We start from the raw sequence: 18997 nt of genomic DNA, 5'->3' as shown, positions 1-18997 counted from the left end.
CCTATCGACAGACAGTACTGACAACCGCAATGTTATTTTTAACATCGGTAGGTTTTAAAATATATGAGGCTTTACACTGTTTATCACTACCCTCACCCCACTGAGCAATAAGGTCGACATTCTCGCCTAAGCCTGTGAGATAAACCTGTCCATTATCACCGACAATAAAGCCACTGTTTTTAATCCCATTGACGCTGACAATCGCCCCAAATGGAACAGGCTTTCCGTTACCACGCAATAACGTAAATAATGCACGTTGACCGACGTTGGCAGTGTATTCAGCGCGAACAACAGCCCCACGCGTTGGCACAACGGTTCGGGTCGTGAGATCCAGTTCTACATCATCGGACATACTTTCTGGATCGATTACAATATCGTTTTTACGGTAGACGTTGACGTTATTTACCGTTGTATATCCCCGATAGTCCGTTTTCGCGCCCGTTTGGTTTCGCACCGTCAGACCTTTCGCCCCCGGGACTTTTACCAGGACGTTCGTTTCTCCCAGCGGTTGCGATAACGTCACGCCGTCAGCATGCGCGATGACGCCGCCCTGAATACCATAGTTCAGACGCTCATTATTCTGGTCGTAGCTGTATCCGGCCGTCACCTCACCATAGGTACCCTTGTAATCACCGTTCACGTTGCCGCTGTATCCGACATTGTCACTGCCGTACCCCTGTTGAACGTTCCAGTTCAGGGCATTGTTATCCAGCGCGGTCCCGTTGATGCCAACCGTATGGGTCGTTCCGCTATTTTTACTGTTACTGACGCTATAGTTTGCCCACGTCTGCGGCAGGAATTTATCCAGCGGCACGCTAATGTTAAAGGCCACCATCCGGTCTTTGTCATAGCTTGTCGGGTTACCATAGGTGCCTGGCGTGCCGTTTCGCGTGGAGGTATACGTCAGGCCGTAGCTGATGCCGTTCCAGAAATTGTTATACCCCAGACTCCAGGACTCCATTGCTCGCCCGGAATTCCAGTAATCTTCGCGAACGGCGCTCACCATGATCGAACCTAATGAACCCCCCAGAGACTGGTTCATCGTCAGTTCCATACGGTTACGACGTCTGTTTTGCATCACACCGTTATCGCCATAGGAATCAAGCACTTCCTGCATTCCGTAAAAGCCTTTGGTCGAATAGCGGTAGCCTGCAATAGCAAAGTTAGTACCAGTTTCGACAAAGTTTTTACTGTAGCGCGCGCGCCAGGACTGGCCGCTATCGCTCGGCAGATTTTGTGGGGTGGACCATGCCTGAATGACGTCGACAGAAACTGCGCCGAGATCTCCCATGTTCTTACCCATACCGGCAGCGACCGACTGGTAGTGGCTGGACGTTTGACCACCGCCGTAAGCCGTTAAGCCATACGGTAAGCCATAGATGCCCGTAATTTGCGCAAACGGCGTCTTATCTACACTACTGTTGTAGGAACGATATTGCCCACCCGTGACGGCGTACTTGAATCGCCCTTCTCGCTGCAGTACAGGCAGTGACGCAAAGGGAACGGTAAACTGTTGAATGCTGCCGTCGGCCTCTTTTATCGTGACCTGCAGATCGCCAGCTCCCCCTGTCGGATACATATCCGTAATCTCGAAGGCGCCAGGCGCAACGTAGGTCTGATAAATCTCATACCCATTCTGACGGACAATAACCTGCGCATTGGTACGCGCGATACCGCGGACGACGGGTGCGTACCCTTTGAGTGAATCGGGTTGCATATCATCATCGGAGGCCAGCTGCGCACCGCGGAACGGCATGCTGTCGAAAACATCAGCAGGCGCAGTGCTGTCCCCGAGCGTCATCTGTGCTTTTAGCGGTACGATCGCGCGCTGGGCGTAGGTATAAACGCTATCCCATTTGTCCTTGCCATCTTCGTCTCGTGACCAGGTCGTGTAATTGCGCAGACGCCATGGCCCGATGTTGATTCCCGGACGCAAATTAGCGTACTGCGTGTTGCTGGTATCACTGCTCCCGTTGCGCGAGCGGTTATTGGCCCCACTCAGGCTGTAGTTGAGCAGTGCAGCCGTGATTCCGTCATCCCACTGTTCCGGTGGAACGTATCCGCGGGCCTGACGAGAAATTGCCGCCTGAGGGATACTGATAAGCAGACGCTGCGCGCCAAACTGAAATTCAGTGGATCCGGAAGGTATCGCGTGCAGGTTCGCACAACGCTCGTTGTCCACTGCCAGCGCCGGGAACAGCTCGGTTTTTACGCCCCATTCTTTAAGCTGCTCCACGGTCAGACAAGGTTCTAATTTCCCCTCATCATTGGGAGCACCTGAGGTTTTGAATTCGATATCTCGCGTATCAACGAGTTCGTTATCCAGCATCACATCGACGTGATAGGTTCCCGGCGCCTGCGAGCCCGCTTCAAACGCAGCGAGATCGGCTTTACCCCCATTTTGCGGATTATCGAGTTCAACCAGGTCCGGGTTGAAGTAATCACGCGCCATGGCATTCTGCATTGAGCCAGCAAGGGCAAATGCAATTAATAAAGCCAATCGCGCAGGTTTAAAATTATTATATTCCCTTACTATCATCATTCACGTCACCTTGGAAACGACATTCCAAAACCAATTATTTTCTCAAGCTTGCGCTTTGCACGTCACTCACCGCCCCATAATCATTAATGACTTTATAATTAATAGAGGTTGAGTTAGCGCCAGCAGGCAGCGTGAAATTCATTGATTCCCCAGGAAGTACATACGAAACATTTTCAATTTTTTTACCGCCCAGACTGATTTCATTGAAGTTAATGACATAGCTGGTTGGGTTGGTAACCTGAAGTTGGTTTCCATTGCGGCGCCAGGTTAACTGGTGACTCAGCTCCTGCGGCTGCTGAGATTTTAATCCTACCGGACGATAAATCAGCTTAATGCGCGTTTTGATCGCAATTTGCAGCGTATTATCTTTTTTGGGCGCTGACGGTATCGCTTTAATATTTAGCCAGTAAAGACTTTCCTTATCCTGTGGCAAGTTGCCGGTCACTACGACACGCTCAATATTTTGCTGGCCACCATCGAGTCGATACAACGGAGGGGTGATAATAAAAGGAGCTTTCTCAGCGCCACCATTTAATGTTTCAACCCACGACTGAATAAGGTACGGCGTCTTATCCGGGTTGTTAACATCAATGGAAGCTTCTTTTTTATTGCCATCATAGACGACACGCGTTCCGCCAATAATGACACCCGCATTGGCAAAGGACACGCTTGCTGAAATTACTGCGCAGGCAATTAAAGTTTTGCTAAGAAAATTCATTTTACACCTCGATAAAAAAGGGCCGTATACCGGCCCTCATATATGTTTCCGGTCAGGAAGATTACTGGTAGCTAACGGAGAAGTTAGCTACACCGTTTGCTGGACCTACGCCGACAGTTGCAGACGTTGCTTCGTACTGAGCAAAGAAGTCCAGTGTGTTTGGTACAGTTTCAGCCAGGCTGTATACGTGGCTGTTTACGCCCGCCAACGGCAGATCCTGGCTATCAGCCGTCATCAGGTTAATAGCAACACCCGTTGCGCCACCGGTTACAGCCAGCAGGTTGGAGTTTGCTGGGTCTGCAGAACCGTCAAACTTGATGGTTGCGCCAGTTACGGTTGCCGGGCAGTTGGTCAGAACGATTGAGAATTTAGTCGCAGCGGTTTTATCGCCAGCAGCGGTAAATTCAGATTTGCTGTAACGGCCCAGATCAACGGTCTGGTTTACAGAACCGGTGTCAACGGTGCACGCTGCGTCGATGATTTCGCCGGTAAAATTAACGGTACCAGCAGCAGCGAATGCGTTAGACATGGTCAGAGCAGCAGTCGCAGCGAAAGCAGCAGCAATAATATTCTTTTTCATGATTTAATTTCCTTAATAACTTTATAAATTACCGAAATTTAGGCGGCAACATCCAGATGGATTTAGACCATTTATTTTTTGCGCCAGATATCTCATTTCCAACGTGCAGTAAGCAGAACGCAAAGATATTTATTCGATAACTTTGTTTTCATCCTCTCACTTGCTGAGGCGAAATTTACAGAAGTTTAATTTTCCCGACAAATGCTTTTTAGCCCAACCGTAGACTTTAATGTTAACATTTCCTTAACGCAAAAAAATTCTTTTAAACGCCCCTCGCCAGATTATTAAATATTTGTTAATGGCCGGGTCCATTATGAAACCAACCTATTATTTATTTACACTCTTCGCGGTTAGATAATCCCTGACACATCTTTTTGACTGACTCAAAGAGCGTCTGGAGTGATTAATATGAATACTAAAATTTCAACGGGGGAATTTACTGAGGTTACACCTGCACATGCATTCAAGCCCGTGAGTGATATCGATAAAATGATTGAACAAATCGCTCCCTTTGCCACACGTTTTAATGCGAATAAAGGCGAAATCCTGCGCTATCATTCCGGTAAAAAAAGAACCTGCTATATACTTCATCAAGGCGGCGTCACGCTGAATCGTCGAGGCGATGGTATGGTGCTTAACTCTGAACAAGCGACTTTCATTATGGGGATCAGTAATCAGTTCTCTCAGACCGAAAACCTTTACGTCCGAGTGAATGAAAATGCTGTGATGAGTCGCCTTCCACTGGAACGATTCAATCTGCTTATCGAGAGTTTTGGACTGTGGGAAAGCTTATGCAAGTTAGTGATTTACACCGCTTCTCGCGTTTACGAGCATTGCACGTTGATATCGCAGATGTCCTCATATGAGATAATCCGGTTCCAGTTGCTTGAGCTGATGAACGAATCGGAGCGAATTCGCAGCAATATTACCGCAGCGAATTACATCCAAAGCAGAACCTACCTGTCTCGTAGCGGTATAATGCGGATTCTTGCAGATCTTCGGGATGCCGGATGCGTTGAGCTTAAACGCGGAATTTTGATTTCTATCAATCACTTACCGCTGAAATACTGAACAAAATTGGCGCCTCAGGAAGACTCAGCAGGATCCACGCTATACTGAATCCCATGACTACTGGAAGGTTTGACGGACAGGCGCACGTATGCTCGATGAGTTCTCCACAAAATGGGTATGTGATCCTTCATCAGCGACAAAATTGCTGATCGATTATCTTAAACACGGTTCAGATTTGAAAAAAGTGCTGCCACGCCGTCGATTAAATTTTGTGGTTGGCAATGAACGTCTCTGTTATGTATTACTCAAAGGACGCGTCATGATTCACCGCGGCAACGACGATTTAGCGATGGCAACGGTTCAAGGACCCGCGGTGATCGGCCTCAGTAATCTGCATCAGACCCAGATGCGCGGCTATATCAAAACGTTTAATAACTGTGACATCGTTACCCTCAAAACGGATTTTGTTAATGAGACAATTAAGAATCATAACCTTTGGGAGCCCCTGGCATATCATCTGATGGGCCTGGCAGGTAAGCTATTTCACAGTTATGAAGATTTAACGGGACCTTCCGCTTATGACATTGTAAGCGCACAACTTTATGCCCTCTCAAACGAAGAATCCTCATTCAGACTCAACGTTACTGCAGAAAGCTATATCAGAGATAAAACCCACCTCTCCCGTAGTGGCGTGATGCGCATACTGTCGGCATTAAAAGAAGGCGGCTATATCGAAATGCAAAGAGGAGTGTTACTCAATATTGTTAAGTTGCCTGATAGATTTTGATAGAAAGTTGCTTGGTCGTGCATCATTGTTTTCCAGCAATTCGCGAAGCAGGTTCGGCCGGCTCTTTTTCTCCATCAACCTTCTCAGCAATGCGATCATCTCGTAATCGTTTCGCAGATTAAATTTTTGCATCATCATATATTTGTGGGTAAAGACCGTTTTCTCGCTCATATCAAGCGCGTGAGCGGTCTGCATAACCGACAGCCCTCTGTAAAAATTCACCATAATACGAATTTGTTGCCGGGATAAACTTTTATGCTGGCAGTTGAAACAGTTCCTATTAGTCCACGTGTAACCCGGTAGTCGCGTCCTGAACCACGCGATAAACAGTTCGCCACTGATACGATCAATCGATGCACGGCGAGGAAGTAAAATGATGTCCTGAAAGCAGGAGGGCAACGCCGAAACCGACTGCTCATCGTCGACGAACCCTATCACAATCCCTTTTTGCCGGGCCAGTAACTCGGGAAAACAGGTCAGTGTCTCACCCTGACATAATGACAGGATAATAATATCGGCCTGACTGACATTTTCATGGGTTAAGCCAGGTTTAAATGTGATAGTGCGATGAAAGTTATGCTTAAAAAAACTCTCTAAAAAATCCTGCAGCCCTGCCTGAAAAAACAGATCCGTTTCCTGAATCAGAATATTTAACATAGTTCATACCAACATCTTTAATAAACAGGTATCACTGACATTCAGTTGTACTGCATCGTCATCACGACAACGGCACTGATGCTTCCGGGCGTAGTACCGCCTGAAGCGGATTTTACCCAGGCCTGCATAGGCATTGTTGCAGTGCTGTCTGCCGCAATGGTCTTTGTGATGCTGGAGCCCGTCCCTTTAAGCGAGCCGGTTGCGGCGTCACTCATGGCGACGGCAACGCCGGTGGCCGAGCCGCTGTTCATGTAGTAGTCCGCGCCTGCTGCGGGATCAGGGGTTCCTGCGAACGTCACCGTGACGCTACGGGTTCCCAGCGGACAGCTTGTAAAGAGCAGATCGAACGCAACCGGGTCTGACGTGGACCCTGGCGTCACCATATTGGAAGCCTGAATATTGCCGAGGTTGATATCCAGATTCGTATTCCCCCCGTTAAATACGCAGGGCGACGCAACGATATTTCCCGTTACGCCGATATTGACCGCATCGGCGGAAAACGCCTTCCAGCTCAACAGGGCAAGCAGGAGAGTTTTTTTGTGCGATATTTTCATCTTCTCACCGGCTACTGGTAGGTTAAATTAAGCGTGGCCGAGGCGTTTGCCGTTCCCGACTGAACGGTCCCCAGCGTTTGATAATAACGGGCCGTTAATGGGAGTGTTTCGACCCCACCCGCGGACTGTTTTAATAGCAGGCGGCTGTTCATGGCTAGCGGAGTACCGTTATAGAGGAGCTGAACGCCCACCCCTTTTGCCGTTCCGGTATTACCCTGCCCCGTAAGGGCCATCACGCTGGTATTGCTGATATCCGGGTTTTGGATGCCGCTTAACGTGACGTTGATATTGGTCCCGGCGCTGCAGTTTAATCCGAGATTCTGCGTATTTTGCGCCCCTGCCGGCGACGTTCCCACGCCTGCGTTAAAGGAAGAGGCAGGTATATTTCCAATGGCGAAGGTCAACTGTGGCGTATTGATCGTGCACGCCAGGGCATTGATCGTTCCGCTGCTCAACTGCGTTATCAGACCATCGCGATAAATAGCGTCGCTGCCCTGAAGGGTTACCACGCCGATTACGCCGGGGGTGAGCGCCCCTGAGGAAACCGGCCCGGTCACCACCAGTTCAATTTTTCCGCCATACCAGTCGACGTATGAGGTTTGTGCGTTATATGAGAAGGTATTGCTCGGGTTTTCGAAATAATTATTCGATGAAAATCGGATCCCAATCCCGCTGACGTTGGTGTTGTAAACATGATTCCCATAGGTACTGAGCGTGGCGCCGTTATAACGCATGCTAAAACCCAGCATTAATGGATTGCTGCAGCCGGTGAGATAGGATCCCGTGTTTGACGCTGCACCGGAAAATATCACCGTTCCCACAGGCGCATCGCGCTGCACGGTGAGGGTACCTACCGACAGCGTAGACGTCTGCGGTACGATCGTCGTGCACGTCCCGGCGTGGGCATAATTCCAGCCCGCAAAAAAACAGAGTGACAGCAAAAATTCCATCGTTTTCATCTTAATGTTCCTGACGGCAAAGGGCGTTAATGAGGGTGACGCCACCGTAGGTGGCCTGTTTCGGCAGGGTGAAATCCACGCGACACTGCTGGGCGGACTGATTTCCCCATGCCACGATCAGTGTCCCCTGCTCGCTCATGCCGGTTAAATAGACCTGTCCTCGATCGCCAACGATAAAGCCACCGCGACCGTCTTCGGCGAGCGTCACCACCGCCCCAAACGGAACGAAGCGGCCGTTGTCCATCAGGGTCATCAGCACCTTGCGCCCCACTTTGGAAAGGTAATCAGCCCTGACGACCGCCCCTCGCGTCGGCGTGACCGTACGCGTATTGATCTCCAGCTCAACGTCGTCAGGCATATTTTCTGGATCGAGCGTGAGGTCGTTTTTACGGTACACGGAGAGATTGCTGACTACCGTAAAGCCCCGGTAGTCCGTTCGCATGCCGGACTGGTTTCGAATATCCACCCCGTGGGCGCCGGGTGCCTTAATCAGGGCATTGGTTTCCCCCAGCGGCTGGGAAAAGGTGATACCGTCCGCGTGGGCCAGGATCCCCCCCTGCAGGCCGTAGTTCAGGCGCTCGCTGCTCCTGTCGTAGCCATAGCCCGCAGTCACTTCGCCGTAGGTACCTTTGTAGTCACCGTTCATGTTGCCGGTATAGTCGACGCCGTCCGTACCGTAGCCCTGCTGCACGTTCCAGTTCAGGGCATGGTTTTCCAGGGCCACGCCGTTCATACCCAGGTTGTGCGTGGTGCCATTATTCTTGCTGGCGTTCATGCCATAGTTTGCCCACGTCTGCGGGAGGAATTTATCCAACGGCACACTGACGTTAAATGCCAGAAGCTGATCGTGGTCATACGTTTTGCTGCTCCCGCTACCATAAGAGGCTGTGCTAGCGTTTCTGCTGTATGTCCAGGTCACACCATAACTGATGTTATGCCAGTAGTTGTTATACCCGACGCTCCACGACGCCATCGATTTACCCGAATTCCAGTAGTCTTCCCGCGCGGCGCTGAGGGTCAGGGAACCTAAATCCCCGCCCAGCGTCTGGCTCATGGTCAATTCGGCGCGGTTACGCCTCCTGTCCTGCAGCGCGGTACTGTCTCCCCAGGAATCCAGAACTTCCTGCATCCCGTAGTAGCCGCTGGTCGAATAGCGATACCCCGCAATCGAGAAGTTCGTTCCGGTATCGATAAAGTTCTTGCTATACCGCGCGCGCCAGGACTGCCCGCTGGTTTTTGCCGTGTTATCCGGTGTAGACCAGGCCTGGGTGACGTCGGTGGAGAGCGCACCAAAATCCCCCATGTTTGTCCCCCCCCCAACGGCGAACGACCGGTACTTGCCCGATCCCTGCACGCCACCGTATAGCGTCAGGCCATGCGGGAGACCATAAATACCTGTCAGTTGCCCGAAAGGCGTCTTTTCCACGCTGCTGTTGTAGGCGCGATACTGACCGCCCGTGATGGCATACTTCAGGCGCCCTTCGCGCTGCAGCACCGGAAGTGAGGCGTAAGGCAGTGTGAAATGCTGTTCGCTTCCATCCGCCTCTTTGATTGTCACGTCAAGATCCCCGGCACCGCCCGTCGGATACATGTCGGTTATCTCAAACGCCCCCGGGGCGACGTAGCTCTGATAGATCTGATAGCCATTCTGGCGCACCACCACCTGCGCATTCGTGCGCGCAATACCGCGAACCACGGGCGCGTAGCCCTTCAGAGAATCCGGCAGCATGTCATCGTCGGATGCCAACTGACCGCCGCGAAAAGGCATACTGTCAAACACGTCAGCCGGGGAAGAGCTGTCGCCGAGTGTCAACTGCGCCTTCAGGGGAATAACAGCCCGCTGCGCATAGGTGTATACGGTGTCCCATTTATCCTGACCCGACGCCTCCCGGGACCAGGTTGTGTAGTTGCGCAGGCGCCACGGCCCAATGTTGATCCCCGGACGCAGGTTGGCATACTGGCTGTCAGTTCTGGCAGCCTCACCGGTTTTCGCCCAGGTATTGGCCCCGCTCAGGCTGTAATTGAGCATGGCGGCATTGATACCCTCGTCCCACATTTCCGGCGGCACATAGCCACGCGCCGGTATATCGATAGCGGCCTGCGGAATACTGATAACCAGACGCTGCGCGTTGAACTGGAAATCCGTCGAGGACAGCGGAATGGCCATAAGATCGGCACAGGTGCTTTTCGCTGAGGCCAGCTGAGGAAACAGCGCTGTCTTCACGCCCCACTGTTTTAATTGTTCAATGCTCAGGCACGGCTGTAATACGTCATTTCCGTCGGGCGTTTTCGCTGCGTCAAAGGTAATATCCCGGGTCTCGATGAGCCGATCGTCAAGAATAATATCAACATGGTACGTACCCGGTGCCTGAGAGCCTGCTTCAAACGCAGATAAATCGGCTTTCCCCATGCCTGGGTTATCCAGCTCAACCAGTTCAGTATTAAACGTTTCGCTGGCATAAAGCGTGGGAGAAGACCCCGTCATCGCCAGAGCGATGAGTGTCGCCAGGCGTCGTACTTTATGATGTTGTATTTTCATTGCGGATGACCTGAGTAATGCGGGTATTACCGTTTGCCAAAATCACAAACTGGCTTGATGCAACGCGCCGGGGCTTCCATAATCGTTGATAACTTTAAACGTCAGCGTATTTCCGCGGGTTCCATGAGATAACGGAAATCGGGCCGACGCGCCGGGTAATACATACGAAACATCGTCCAGTTTTTTTCCGCCCACGGATATTTCATTAAAATTGATGACATAGGGAGTCGGATTCTTTACCTGAATTTCATTCCCGTTGCGTTGCCATGTTAATTTTCCGGCCTGATCTTCGGGCGTTGACGCGTGAAGACTTGCCGGGCGATAAATCAACTTGATACGCGTTTTAACTGCAATTTGCAGTGAATTAGCCTGTTTCGTTGCAGAAGGAATGGCTTTTATATTGAGCCAAAATAAACTTTCTTGTTCCTGAGGGAGTGACCCGGTCATGACAATGCGTTCGATATTTTTCTGGCCACCATCCAGTCGATAAAGCGGAGGCGTAATGATTAAAGGTGCTTTATCTGTTTTCCCCTCCGGCACGTCAATCCACGACTGAATTAAAAAGGGCACGCTATCGGCATTGTCCACGCTAATGGATGCTTCTTTTTTTGCACCGTCGAAAATAACGCGCGTGCCGCCAATAATGACACCAGCATGGGCCATTGAAAATGTCAGCGGTAACGCTGCCGCGGCCAGGCCGATTGTTGTGATAAAACGCATTGAATACCTCATAAAACAAAGGGGCCGGGTGGCCCCATAATGATTACTGCAAAAGACTTAGTTATAAACCACAGAGAAGTTAGCAACCGAGTTAGCCGGACCCGCGGTCACTGATGCCGCAGTTGAAATATACTGAGCATAGAAATTGAGCGTATTATCAGCGGTGCTGCTCAGCGCATAGGAATAGCTGTTGCTACCATGCAGCGGCAGATCGGCCTTATCGGCCGTCATCAGGTTGATGGCCACGCCCGTTGCTGCTCCCACAACGGAGGAATCAATCGCCAGCAGGTTTGCGTCGGTTAAATCTGGCGTGCCGTCAAAACGCACCTTCGCGGAGGTAACGGTCACCGGGCAATTTTTCAGTACGATATCGAACTGCGTCGCTGCGGTTCTGGAACCCGTTGTCGGAAATTCCGTTTTATAATAATCGCCGAGAACCACGACCTGATTCTGAGATGCCACATCTACATCGCAGGCATTATCCAAAATATTACCGTTAAAATTAACCGTACCTGCCGCCGCGAAAGCCTGAGTCATTGTCAATGCAGAGCCTGCCGTAAAGATGGCAACAATAATTTTCTTTTTCATAAAGCCATTTCCTGTATTACTTTATTTATTACTGATATTCAGGCAAAACAGACGTTCCTCATTCTGCCATTCTTTTTCAGAGGCCATCAGAAACAAAATACAGCTCTCATCGTGTCGAGCGTTTCAGATTTATGTTTCTGTCGACGAGTCAAAATTTATACAACACTTTTCTACGAAACAATCTTTTTTAAGGTCTAGCTGTAGACTGTGGTTTAACAAATAATAAACATTTTGATTGCTTGCTTTATCGCCAGTCTACTTTTAGACCTTCACCGTTTAACGATAAAATTCATAACGTTAAGATTCTCAACACCTCCGGTCTATTATTAGACTTTTGAGTGTTATTCCCTGCTTCGCAGCTTTTTAAGATAATTCTCCATGTCGATTGGAAAACGATCGCATCTGTTGACGTGAGGTATATTATGAACACGCGAATTGCAGCCGTATTAGACAATGAGAAATCGTTGGTGCTGGGATTAAAACCCTTAAGACACATAGAGCGTTTAATTGATAATGTCCTTCCTGGCGCAGAGAAGATCATTCTTTCGAAAAGTGAAGTCGTACAGTATTACCGAAATGACGAACGCCACTGTTTTATGCTGTTACACGGCAGCGTGGCGTTGCACCGCCGCGGTGACGGTATTGTGTTAAATTCGGAATCGGCTCCCTTTATACTGGGTGTCAGCAGTCAGTTTTCATCGGAACATCTTTACGTCAGGGCACTGGAGACATCAGAACTCGCTTGCGTGTCGCTGGATGCGTTTAATAAAGTGGTTGCACAGCACGATCTCTGGGAACACTTTTCTAAATTGCTGATTTATACTGCATCGCGGGTGTACGAGCACTGCGCGCAAATTTCACAGATGTCCGCATACGATATCATCCGCTTTCAGCTGGTTGAATTAATGCAGGAACCTGAGACAATTAGACAAAACATCACCGCAGCGGCCTATATTAAGAGCCGTACCTATCTTTCCCGCAGCGGGATTATGCGAATTCTGGCAGAACTGCGTACGGGGAAATACATCACCATGGAACGTGGCGTGCTGATTGAGATTAACCATTTACCTCGGAAGTACTGAAATCACAATAATATCTGGAGATAGCGCGAGAGAAGAGCGAAACTATAAGCATAAGATTATCTTCCAGGTTTACGGCTATGTCCTATACAGATAAATCGTCTCGCGGCTCCCCTTACGCCCAGGAACTGATCGCGCATCTGGAGCCCTATTGCACCGTGCGTCGAACAGGCCGCGGCGAACGACTTAACCTTGAGGTTGACGGTCAGGGGATCTGTTATTTAATCCTTGAGGGAACGATTGCCATCTACCGCAGCAGCGATAACATGATGCTCTCGACCTCCCGCAGTCCTACCCTGTTTGGTCTGGCTAACCTGACAGACATCTATTTTAATGATTACCTCATCACTGTGAGCCCTTGCCTGATTGGCAGTATCCCTACTGAACAGGTAGCTGACATTATTAAAGAAAAAGGGCTTTGGGGACTGCTCTCTCAACAGCTCATGTTTGTCTATAGCCGTCTTTATAACAACGTGATGCCGCAGGGCGCGCCCACGGCGTATGAGATGATTCGCCAGCAGCTCATAAAACTGATGGATGAAGATGAAAGCTATCGCGGCAGCGTGACGGCGGAAAGGTATATCAGGGAGAAAACCCAGCTCTCCCGCAGCGGCGTGATGCGCATTCTGGCGGATTTAAAAACCGGCGGATTTATCGAAATGGAAGAAGGCAGGCTTATTAAAATCAACAAGCTCCCCGCTAAATACTGAACGTCAGACACCAAAAAGGCCGCTCTTGCGGCCTTTTCAACATTACTCTCTCAATGGACGTGAACGCCCAACCGCCAGGCAAAGTAGATCTCTTCTTTAAGCTCATTCGAAGAGAGCGCCAGCAAATCTGTAAATTCCAGCTCAAGCTGTTTCAGCTTTTTCAGGTACTGCGCCGGGGACAGATTGCTCTTATCGCGACGTAAATATTCAATTGCCAGCTGTGTTGGGGTTATTTCAGTATCCATGATGTCCTCGCTTATGTACAAAACCTGACCAGTATATCACAACCCACTGACTAGTTTTTGACCAAAGGCAAAACATCTTAAAACTTTACACGACCGCCGTCGTCAGCCGCGATGAGCAGCACAGGCGATCCTGCTCGTCGATAATGTCAATCTGCCATACCTGATGGCGGCTACCGGCGTGCAGAGCGCGGCAAACTCCGCGCACGCGCCCGCTGCGTACCGAGCGGATATGGTTAGCATTCACCTCGAGTCCGACCACCTTCTGCTCCCCTTCGGTACAGAGATATCCCGCCACCGAGCCCAGGGTTTCGGCCAGCACGACGGACGCCCCGCCGTGCAATAAACCAAACGGCTGATGTGTGCGACGATCGACGGGCATGGTGGCCTCGATATCATCGTCGCCAATGCGGGTGAACTGGATATCCAGCAGCCCCACCATATTCCCCTCGCCCATGGCGTTCAGCGCCTGCAGCGTCACGGCACGTTTCCAGATCATCCAATTATCTCCAGTAAAGCCTGCAATGGGTGACGTACACCGTTACCTTCTACCCGTTTCACCTGGCTTCGACAGGAGTAGCCCGTCGCCAGACAGCGGTTTCGCGGCAAACGCTGCATCGCCTGATGCCAGGACAGCTCATAGATGCCGAGCGAGTTGGCGTGGTTTTTCACTTCGTGTCCGTACGTGCCGGCCATGCCGCAGCAGCCCACGCTGACGCTCTCCAGCTTCGCGCCGAAGCGGGCAAAGACGGAGGCCCACTGCGCGGGGGCGCCCGGCAGCGCGGTAACTTCCGTGCAGTGTCCGAACAGATACCACGGTTCGCCGCTGACGTCCTGTACAGCTTTGCCTTCCAGGGCCATCGGCAACCACTCGTGCACCAGCATGACGTGGAAATCACCGCGCTTGTCGCCCAGCGTCTGCTTGTATTCATCGCGGTAGCACAGCACCAGCGCCGGGTCGACGCCGACCATCGGTATCGCGAGTTGCGCCACGCGGTTTAAGAAGTCAGCGGTTTTCTGCGCGGTCTTCGCAAAGCGCGTCAGGAAGCCTTTAATGTGCTGCGCCTTACCGTTGGGTGAGAACGGCAGGACCACCGGCTGATACCCCAGCTTTTCGGTCAGGCGGATGAAATCCGCCACGACCTGGGCATCGTAGTAGCTGGTAAACGGATCCTGCACCACCAGCACCACCTTCGCTTTTTGCTCAGGCGTGAGTGTCTCCAGCTGCTCCAGGGTCATGTTCGCCGAGCGATGCCCGACGAGCTGGCGCTGCAGAGACGGCACCGACAGCAGCGGCAGATCGACCATGCCGATATGTTTTTCAGAGAGCTTGCGCACCAGCGGCTGGTTGATAAAGAAGTTGAAGGTCTTCGGCGCGCGCGCCATCAGCGGCGCGTAGCTTTCCACCGTTGCCACCAGATGGTCGCGCACCGGGCGGAGGTAGCGGGTGTGATACAGCTGCAGGAAGCGCGAGCGGAATTCCGGCACGTCGATTTTAATCGGGCATTGGGTTGAACAGGCTTTACAGGCCAGACAGCCGGACATCGCCTCTTTCACCTCATGGGAGAAATCATACTCGCCCTTGTTGGCATGCCAGCTGTTGCGGGTGCGTTCAATCAACGAGCGCAGGCTGGCCCGTTTTTCCGGAAGCTGCTGCTCCAGCCTGAGCGGGTCAACCCCGCGATCGGCCAGCAGACGCAGCCATTCACGCACCAGCGTCGCCCGCCCCTTTGGAGAGTGGATACGGTTGCTGGTGATTTTCATCGACGGACACATCGGGCTTTTCACATCAAAGTTAAAGCACAGGCCGTTGCCGTTACACTCCATCGCGCCGCGCCAGGAAGAGCGCACCGCAATCGGGATCTGTCTGTCATACGTGCCGCGCTTAACGGCATCCACCTGCATCATTGGCGCGTCCACGCCTTCAGGCGGGCAGATTTTGCCCGGGTTGAGGCGGTTATGCGGGTCGAAAGCCGCCTTCACCTTGCGCAGCTCCGCATAGAGCTGTTCGCCGAAGAATGCCGGGCTGTATTCCGCGCGAAATCCTTTCCCGTGCTCTCCCCAGAGCAGACCGCCATATTTGGCGGTTAAGGCCACCACATCGTCGGAGATCTGCTTCATCAGGATCTCCTGCTGCGGGTCGCACATATCCAGCGCCGGACGCACGTGCAGTACCCCGGCATCGACGTGGCCGAACATGCCGTAGCTCAGGCCGTGGCTGTCCAGCAGGGCGCGAAACTCGACGATATAATCCGCCAGATGCTCAGGCGGCACGCAGGTATCTTCGGCAAAGGGAATCGGCTTCGCCGCCCCTTTCGCATTGCCGAGCAGGCCCACGGCTTTTTTACGCATCGCATAGATACGCTCAATCCCGGCCAGATCGTTACAGAGTTGCCAGCCGATCACGCCGCCTTCGCCCTGCGCAATCAGCTCATCCAGCCGCTGGCAGAGCGTGGTGACCTGGCTCTCAATCAGCGCCGCATCGTCACCGGCAAATTCCACGATGTTAAGACCGAGCATCTCTTTATCCGGCACGTCGGTAATGAGATCGCTGACGGAGTGCCAGACAATATCTTCCCGGGCCAGGTTGAGCACTTTGGAGTCAACCGTTTCCACCGACAGCGCTTTCGCTTCCACCATAAACGGCGCATTGCGCAGCGCGGAATCGAAGGAGTCATATTTGACGTTTACCAGCCGACGCACCTTCGGCAAGCGGGTGATATCCAGCCGCGCCTCAGTGATAAACGCCAGCGTCCCTTCAGAGCCGGTGAGCACGCGGGTTAAATCAAACTGGGTCAGGTCGTCGTTAAAGACGTGACGCAGGTCGTACCCGGTCAGGAAGCGGTTCAGTTTGGGGAACTTATCGAGAATAAGCTGGCGGTTGTCGCGGCAGCGCTCCAGCACGGTACGATAGATGCGTCCGCTGGCCGTGTTATCTTTGCCCAGCGTTTCCGCCAGTTCGACCGGCATCGGCTGCGTATCGAGAATATCGCCGCCCAGCAGAACGGCACGCACGCCCAGCACGTGATCGGAGGTTTTGCCGTAGACCAGCGAGCCCTGACCGGAGGCATCCGTGTTGATCATCCCGCCGAGGGTCGCGCGGTTACTGGTGGAAAGCTCCGGGGCAAAAAAGTAACCGTAAGGCTTGAGGTACTGGTTAAGCTGATCTTTGATAACGCCCGCTTCGACCCGCACCCACCCCTCTTCCGGGTTGATCTCAATGATGCGGTTCATATAGCGCGACATATCAACAATGATGCCCTGGTTCAGCGCCTGACCATTGGTCCCGGTGCCGCCGCCGCGCGGCGTAAAGACCAGCGAGGCAAAGCGCTCCTGCGTGGCCAGACGGGCGATAAGCGCGACGTCGGCCGTTGAACGAGGGAAAACGACGGCATCGGGAAGAAGCTGGTAAATACTGTTATCGGTCGCCATCGTCAGCCTGTCGGCATAGTTCGTGGCGGTATCACCTGTAAAACCCTGTTGCTCCAGTGCTTGCAAAAAATTAAGCACCAGCTGAACGACGCCAGGTGCCTGAGAAATCTGTGGGATCATAACTGTCGACCCTAATTAGAGTTGTATATACACGTCATCCTTCGAGCTGCCTCTGCGTTGGCTGCGTCTGCTCACCCCAGTCACTTACTTCAGTAAGCTCCTGGGGATTCTCAGACTTGCCGCCTTGATGCAACTCGAATGATTTTGTGTATAAAATCGTTTGCGTTGTGTCTGGAAAGTTTTATCACATTTTTTTCTTATAATCTCTGCCGAATTACAGGCAAAATCCGCCTGTCAAAAACCGCTGAGATCATCAATGATTAGAGAGACGCGGTTTTCCGTTCCCGCCAGCCACGCTGGCGTTCTTTTAAGGAAAGTTTCATTTATGGTCAATCTTCGCCAGCCCAGGGATGTTGCGCAAATTTTGCTGTCGGTGCTGTTCCTGGCCCTCATGATTATTGCGTGTCTGTGGATTGTTCAACCCTTTATTCTCGGCTTCGCCTGGGCCGCGACCGTTGTCGTTGCCACGTGGCCTCTGCTGCTGCGTTTGCAGAAGCTGCTGTTCGGCCGCCGCGGGTTAGCGGTGCTGGTCATGACGCTCCTGCTGTTCCTGCTGTTTATTATTCCGATTGCCCTGCTGGTGAATAGCCTGGTGGATTCCAGTGGCCCAGTTATTCGCGCTATTAGCAGCGGTGACCTGACGCTGCCGGATCTCGCCTGGCTGAACAGCATTCCGGTGGTGGGCGCCAAGCTCTACAGCGGCTGGCATAGCCTGCTGGAGATGGGCGGCAGCGCGCTGATGGCAAAAGTCCGCCCGTATATAGGCACGACCACGACCTGGTTTGTGGGTCAGGCGGCGCATATCGGCCGGTTTATGATGCACTGTACCCTGATGCTGCTCTTCAGCGCCCTGCTCTACTGGCGCGGCGAGCAGGTGGCTTTAGGCGTTCGTCACTTTGCCACCCGCCTGGCGGGCAAACGGGGTGACGCGGCGGTTTTACTGGCTGCGCAGGCCGTGCGCGCGGTGGCGCTGGGCGTGGTGGTGACCGCGCTGGTGCAGGCGGTGCTGGGCGGTATCGGTCTGGCGATTTCCGGCGTACCGTACGCCACCGTGTTCACCGTGGTCATGCTGATGACCTGTCTTGCGCAACTGGGACCGCTGCTGGTGCTGGTCCCTAGTATTATCTGGCTGTACTGGACGGGTGATACCACGTGGGGAACGGTGCTGCTGGTCTGGAGCTGCGTGGTCGGCACCATGGATAACGTCATTCGTCCGATACTTATCCGCATGGGTGCAGACCTGCCGCTGATCCTGATCCTCTCCGGGGTCATTGGCGGACTGATTGCCTTTGGCATGATAGGCCTGTTTATTGGCCCGGTGCTGCTCGCCGTCACCTGGCGTCTGTTCTCCGCCTGGGTGCATGAAATTCCGCCTCCGGGAACAGACCCGGACGTGATTTTGAGCGAACTGGAAGAGCTGGAAGAGAAGAACACGCATTAAGTTTTTTTGCCGGGTGGCGCTAACGCTTACCCGGCCTACATTCCCCCTCACAATACTTTAACGCTGCTAAAGTATTTATTCGTTGCTCACTGGTCAGACCCGCCTTTTTTGCTCTAAGTCCGCTATTCACCTTAAAAAATCTTTACGTCTCTTTAACTATTGAGACGAATCCGATCGACGCTAAAAGATGACATGCCTACTATTAGGACACGGTTATAGATCAACACCTTGATTTATAAGCATGGAAATCCCCTGAGTGAAACAACGAATTGCTGTGTGTAGTCTTTGCCCATCTCCCACGATGGGCTTTTTTTTATC

17 protein-coding genes and 1 other RNA gene are annotated in these 18997 nt (G+C 52.1%); 6 read left to right on the top strand and 12 right to left on the bottom strand.

The window, feature by feature from the left end; all coding sequences use genetic code 11:
* Position 1: 1 nt before the first annotated feature.
* The 3 genes from ACMGGQ_RS07310 to ACMGGQ_RS07300 all read right to left on the bottom strand — a co-directional run bounded on the left by ACMGGQ_RS07310 (position 2) and on the right by ACMGGQ_RS07300 (position 3840).
* Positions 2-2542: a fimbria/pilus outer membrane usher protein gene (locus ACMGGQ_RS07310; RefSeq protein WP_252073476.1), complete on the bottom strand. Its 2541-nt coding sequence runs from the start codon at positions 2540-2542 to the stop codon at positions 2-4.
* A 34-nt stretch (positions 2543-2576) separates the two neighbouring features.
* Entirely contained in the window at positions 2577-3260 is a 684-nt protein-coding gene (locus tag ACMGGQ_RS07305; protein ID WP_420289776.1) for a molecular chaperone, read from the bottom strand.
* A gap of 61 nt (positions 3261-3321) precedes the next feature.
* Positions 3322-3840, bottom strand: a complete 519-nt coding sequence (locus ACMGGQ_RS07300) for a fimbrial protein (protein ID WP_420289775.1) — start codon at positions 3838-3840, stop codon at positions 3322-3324.
* Between the two features lie 408 nt (positions 3841-4248).
* Here ACMGGQ_RS07300 and ACMGGQ_RS07295 point away from each other — a divergent pair, with 408 nt between their 5' ends.
* Together ACMGGQ_RS07295 and ACMGGQ_RS07290 are read left to right on the top strand one after the other, a co-directional pair.
* A complete protein-coding gene (locus tag ACMGGQ_RS07295; RefSeq protein WP_048027568.1) occupies positions 4249-4911 on the top strand; it encodes a winged helix-turn-helix transcriptional regulator in 663 nt (220 codons plus the stop codon).
* An 88-nt stretch (positions 4912-4999) separates the two neighbouring features.
* Complete coding sequence (locus tag ACMGGQ_RS07290) at positions 5000-5638, top strand: winged helix-turn-helix transcriptional regulator (RefSeq protein ID WP_072061296.1); 639 nt, start codon at positions 5000-5002, stop codon at positions 5636-5638.
* On the opposite strand, the gene ACMGGQ_RS07285 is transcribed toward ACMGGQ_RS07290, so the two are convergent.
* The 6 genes from ACMGGQ_RS07285 to ACMGGQ_RS07260 are packed head-to-tail and all read right to left on the bottom strand — an operon-like array spanning position 5603 to position 11655.
* Complete coding sequence (locus tag ACMGGQ_RS07285; protein ID WP_048222708.1) at positions 5603-6295, bottom strand: helix-turn-helix transcriptional regulator; 693 nt, start codon at positions 6293-6295, stop codon at positions 5603-5605. The genes ACMGGQ_RS07290 and ACMGGQ_RS07285 overlap by 36 nt on opposite strands.
* Positions 6296-6336: 41 nt before the next feature.
* Complete coding sequence (locus tag ACMGGQ_RS07280; protein ID WP_069719394.1) at positions 6337-6849, bottom strand: fimbrial protein; 513 nt, start codon at positions 6847-6849, stop codon at positions 6337-6339.
* An 11-nt stretch (positions 6850-6860) separates the two neighbouring features.
* Positions 6861-7808 carry a fimbrial protein gene (locus ACMGGQ_RS07275; RefSeq protein WP_126534371.1) on the bottom strand — a complete coding sequence of 316 codons (948 nt, stop codon included), beginning with the start codon at positions 7806-7808 and terminating at the stop codon, positions 6861-6863.
* A 1-nt stretch (position 7809) separates the two neighbouring features.
* Positions 7810-10347 carry a fimbria/pilus outer membrane usher protein gene (locus ACMGGQ_RS07270; RefSeq protein ID WP_420289774.1) on the bottom strand — a complete coding sequence of 846 codons (2538 nt, stop codon included), beginning with the start codon at positions 10345-10347 and terminating at the stop codon, positions 7810-7812.
* 42 nt (positions 10348-10389) lie between these two features.
* On the bottom strand, positions 10390-11067 hold the full coding sequence (locus ACMGGQ_RS07265) for a molecular chaperone (RefSeq protein ID WP_420289773.1): 678 nt from the start codon (positions 11065-11067) through the stop codon (positions 10390-10392).
* Between the two features lie 57 nt (positions 11068-11124).
* Positions 11125-11655 (bottom strand): fimbrial protein, encoded by a 531-nt coding sequence (locus tag ACMGGQ_RS07260; protein WP_420289772.1) that lies wholly within the window; start codon positions 11653-11655, stop codon positions 11125-11127.
* Between the two features lie 422 nt (positions 11656-12077).
* On the opposite strand from ACMGGQ_RS07260, the gene ACMGGQ_RS07255 reads away from it, so the two are divergent.
* Positions 12078-12737, top strand: a complete 660-nt coding sequence (locus ACMGGQ_RS07255; protein ID WP_048027559.1) for a winged helix-turn-helix transcriptional regulator — start codon at positions 12078-12080, stop codon at positions 12735-12737.
* 77 nt (positions 12738-12814) lie between these two features.
* Positions 12815-13444: a helix-turn-helix domain-containing protein gene (locus ACMGGQ_RS07250; RefSeq protein WP_045910285.1), complete on the top strand. Its 630-nt coding sequence runs from the start codon at positions 12815-12817 to the stop codon at positions 13442-13444.
* A gap of 50 nt (positions 13445-13494) precedes the next feature.
* On the opposite strand, the gene ACMGGQ_RS07245 is transcribed toward ACMGGQ_RS07250, so the two are convergent.
* The 3 genes from ACMGGQ_RS07245 to ACMGGQ_RS07235 form a co-directional block, all read right to left on the bottom strand.
* A complete protein-coding gene (locus tag ACMGGQ_RS07245) occupies positions 13495-13689 on the bottom strand; it encodes a YdiH family protein (RefSeq protein WP_003857766.1) in 195 nt (64 codons plus the stop codon).
* Positions 13690-13774: 85 nt separating this feature from the next.
* Positions 13775-14185 (bottom strand): 1,4-dihydroxy-2-naphthoyl-CoA hydrolase, encoded by a 411-nt coding sequence (menI, locus tag ACMGGQ_RS07240; protein ID WP_126534370.1) that lies wholly within the window; start codon positions 14183-14185, stop codon positions 13775-13777.
* Positions 14182-17238 carry an FAD-binding and (Fe-S)-binding domain-containing protein gene (locus ACMGGQ_RS07235; protein ID WP_420289771.1) on the bottom strand — a complete coding sequence of 1019 codons (3057 nt, stop codon included), beginning with the start codon at positions 17236-17238 and terminating at the stop codon, positions 14182-14184. Before ACMGGQ_RS07235 ends, menI begins: the two co-directional genes overlap by 4 nt.
* Before the next feature lie 325 nt (positions 17239-17563).
* Here ACMGGQ_RS07235 and ydiK point away from each other — a divergent pair, with 325 nt between their 5' ends.
* Complete coding sequence (ydiK, locus tag ACMGGQ_RS07230; protein WP_045910283.1) at positions 17564-18679, top strand: AI-2E family transporter YdiK; 1116 nt, start codon at positions 17564-17566, stop codon at positions 18677-18679.
* A 209-nt stretch (positions 18680-18888) separates the two neighbouring features.
* Positions 18889-18996, top strand: an RNA gene (gene rprA / locus ACMGGQ_RS07225) — antisense sRNA RprA.
* Position 18997 lies beyond the last annotated feature (1 nt).

Source organism: Enterobacter sp. BNK-13, assembly GCF_048685015.1.
Classification (GTDB): Bacteria; Pseudomonadota; Gammaproteobacteria; order Enterobacterales; family Enterobacteriaceae; genus Enterobacter; species Enterobacter quasiroggenkampii.
Note: the sequence above shows the minus strand (reverse complement) of the source record. Positions and strands in the feature narration are given on the sequence as shown.

What these genes read in the sequence shown, in the direction of transcription:
- ACMGGQ_RS07250 (WP_045910285.1), top strand. Translation starts at nt 12,815, where the DNA reads ATGTCCTATACAGATAAATCGTCTCGCGGCTCCCCTTACGCCCAGGAA.
- ACMGGQ_RS07255 (WP_048027559.1), top strand. Translation starts at nt 12,078, where the DNA reads ATGAACACGCGAATTGCAGCCGTATTAGACAATGAGAAATCGTTGGTG.
- ACMGGQ_RS07270 (WP_420289774.1), bottom strand. Translation starts at nt 10,347, where the DNA reads ATGAAAATACAACATCATAAAGTACGACGCCTGGCGACACTCATCGCT.
- ydiK (WP_045910283.1), top strand. Translation starts at nt 17,564, where the DNA reads ATGGTCAATCTTCGCCAGCCCAGGGATGTTGCGCAAATTTTGCTGTCG.
- ACMGGQ_RS07275 (WP_126534371.1), bottom strand. Translation starts at nt 7,808, where the DNA reads ATGAAAACGATGGAATTTTTGCTGTCACTCTGTTTTTTTGCGGGCTGG.
- ACMGGQ_RS07260 (WP_420289772.1), bottom strand. Translation starts at nt 11,655, where the DNA reads ATGAAAAAGAAAATTATTGTTGCCATCTTTACGGCAGGCTCTGCATTG.
- menI (WP_126534370.1), bottom strand. Translation starts at nt 14,185, where the DNA reads ATGATCTGGAAACGTGCCGTGACGCTGCAGGCGCTGAACGCCATGGGC.
- ACMGGQ_RS07285 (WP_048222708.1), bottom strand. Translation starts at nt 6,295, where the DNA reads ATGTTAAATATTCTGATTCAGGAAACGGATCTGTTTTTTCAGGCAGGG.
- ACMGGQ_RS07290 (WP_072061296.1), top strand. Translation starts at nt 5,000, where the DNA reads ATGCTCGATGAGTTCTCCACAAAATGGGTATGTGATCCTTCATCAGCG.
- ACMGGQ_RS07295 (WP_048027568.1), top strand. Translation starts at nt 4,249, where the DNA reads ATGAATACTAAAATTTCAACGGGGGAATTTACTGAGGTTACACCTGCA.
- ACMGGQ_RS07235 (WP_420289771.1), bottom strand. Translation starts at nt 17,238, where the DNA reads ATGATCCCACAGATTTCTCAGGCACCTGGCGTCGTTCAGCTGGTGCTT.
- ACMGGQ_RS07265 (WP_420289773.1), bottom strand. Translation starts at nt 11,067, where the DNA reads ATGCGTTTTATCACAACAATCGGCCTGGCCGCGGCAGCGTTACCGCTG.
- ACMGGQ_RS07310 (WP_252073476.1), bottom strand. Translation starts at nt 2,542, where the DNA reads ATGATGATAGTAAGGGAATATAATAATTTTAAACCTGCGCGATTGGCT.
- ACMGGQ_RS07305 (WP_420289776.1), bottom strand. Translation starts at nt 3,260, where the DNA reads ATGAATTTTCTTAGCAAAACTTTAATTGCCTGCGCAGTAATTTCAGCA.
- ACMGGQ_RS07245 (WP_003857766.1), bottom strand. Translation starts at nt 13,689, where the DNA reads ATGGATACTGAAATAACCCCAACACAGCTGGCAATTGAATATTTACGT.
- ACMGGQ_RS07300 (WP_420289775.1), bottom strand. Translation starts at nt 3,840, where the DNA reads ATGAAAAAGAATATTATTGCTGCTGCTTTCGCTGCGACTGCTGCTCTG.
- ACMGGQ_RS07280 (WP_069719394.1), bottom strand. Translation starts at nt 6,849, where the DNA reads ATGAAAATATCGCACAAAAAAACTCTCCTGCTTGCCCTGTTGAGCTGG.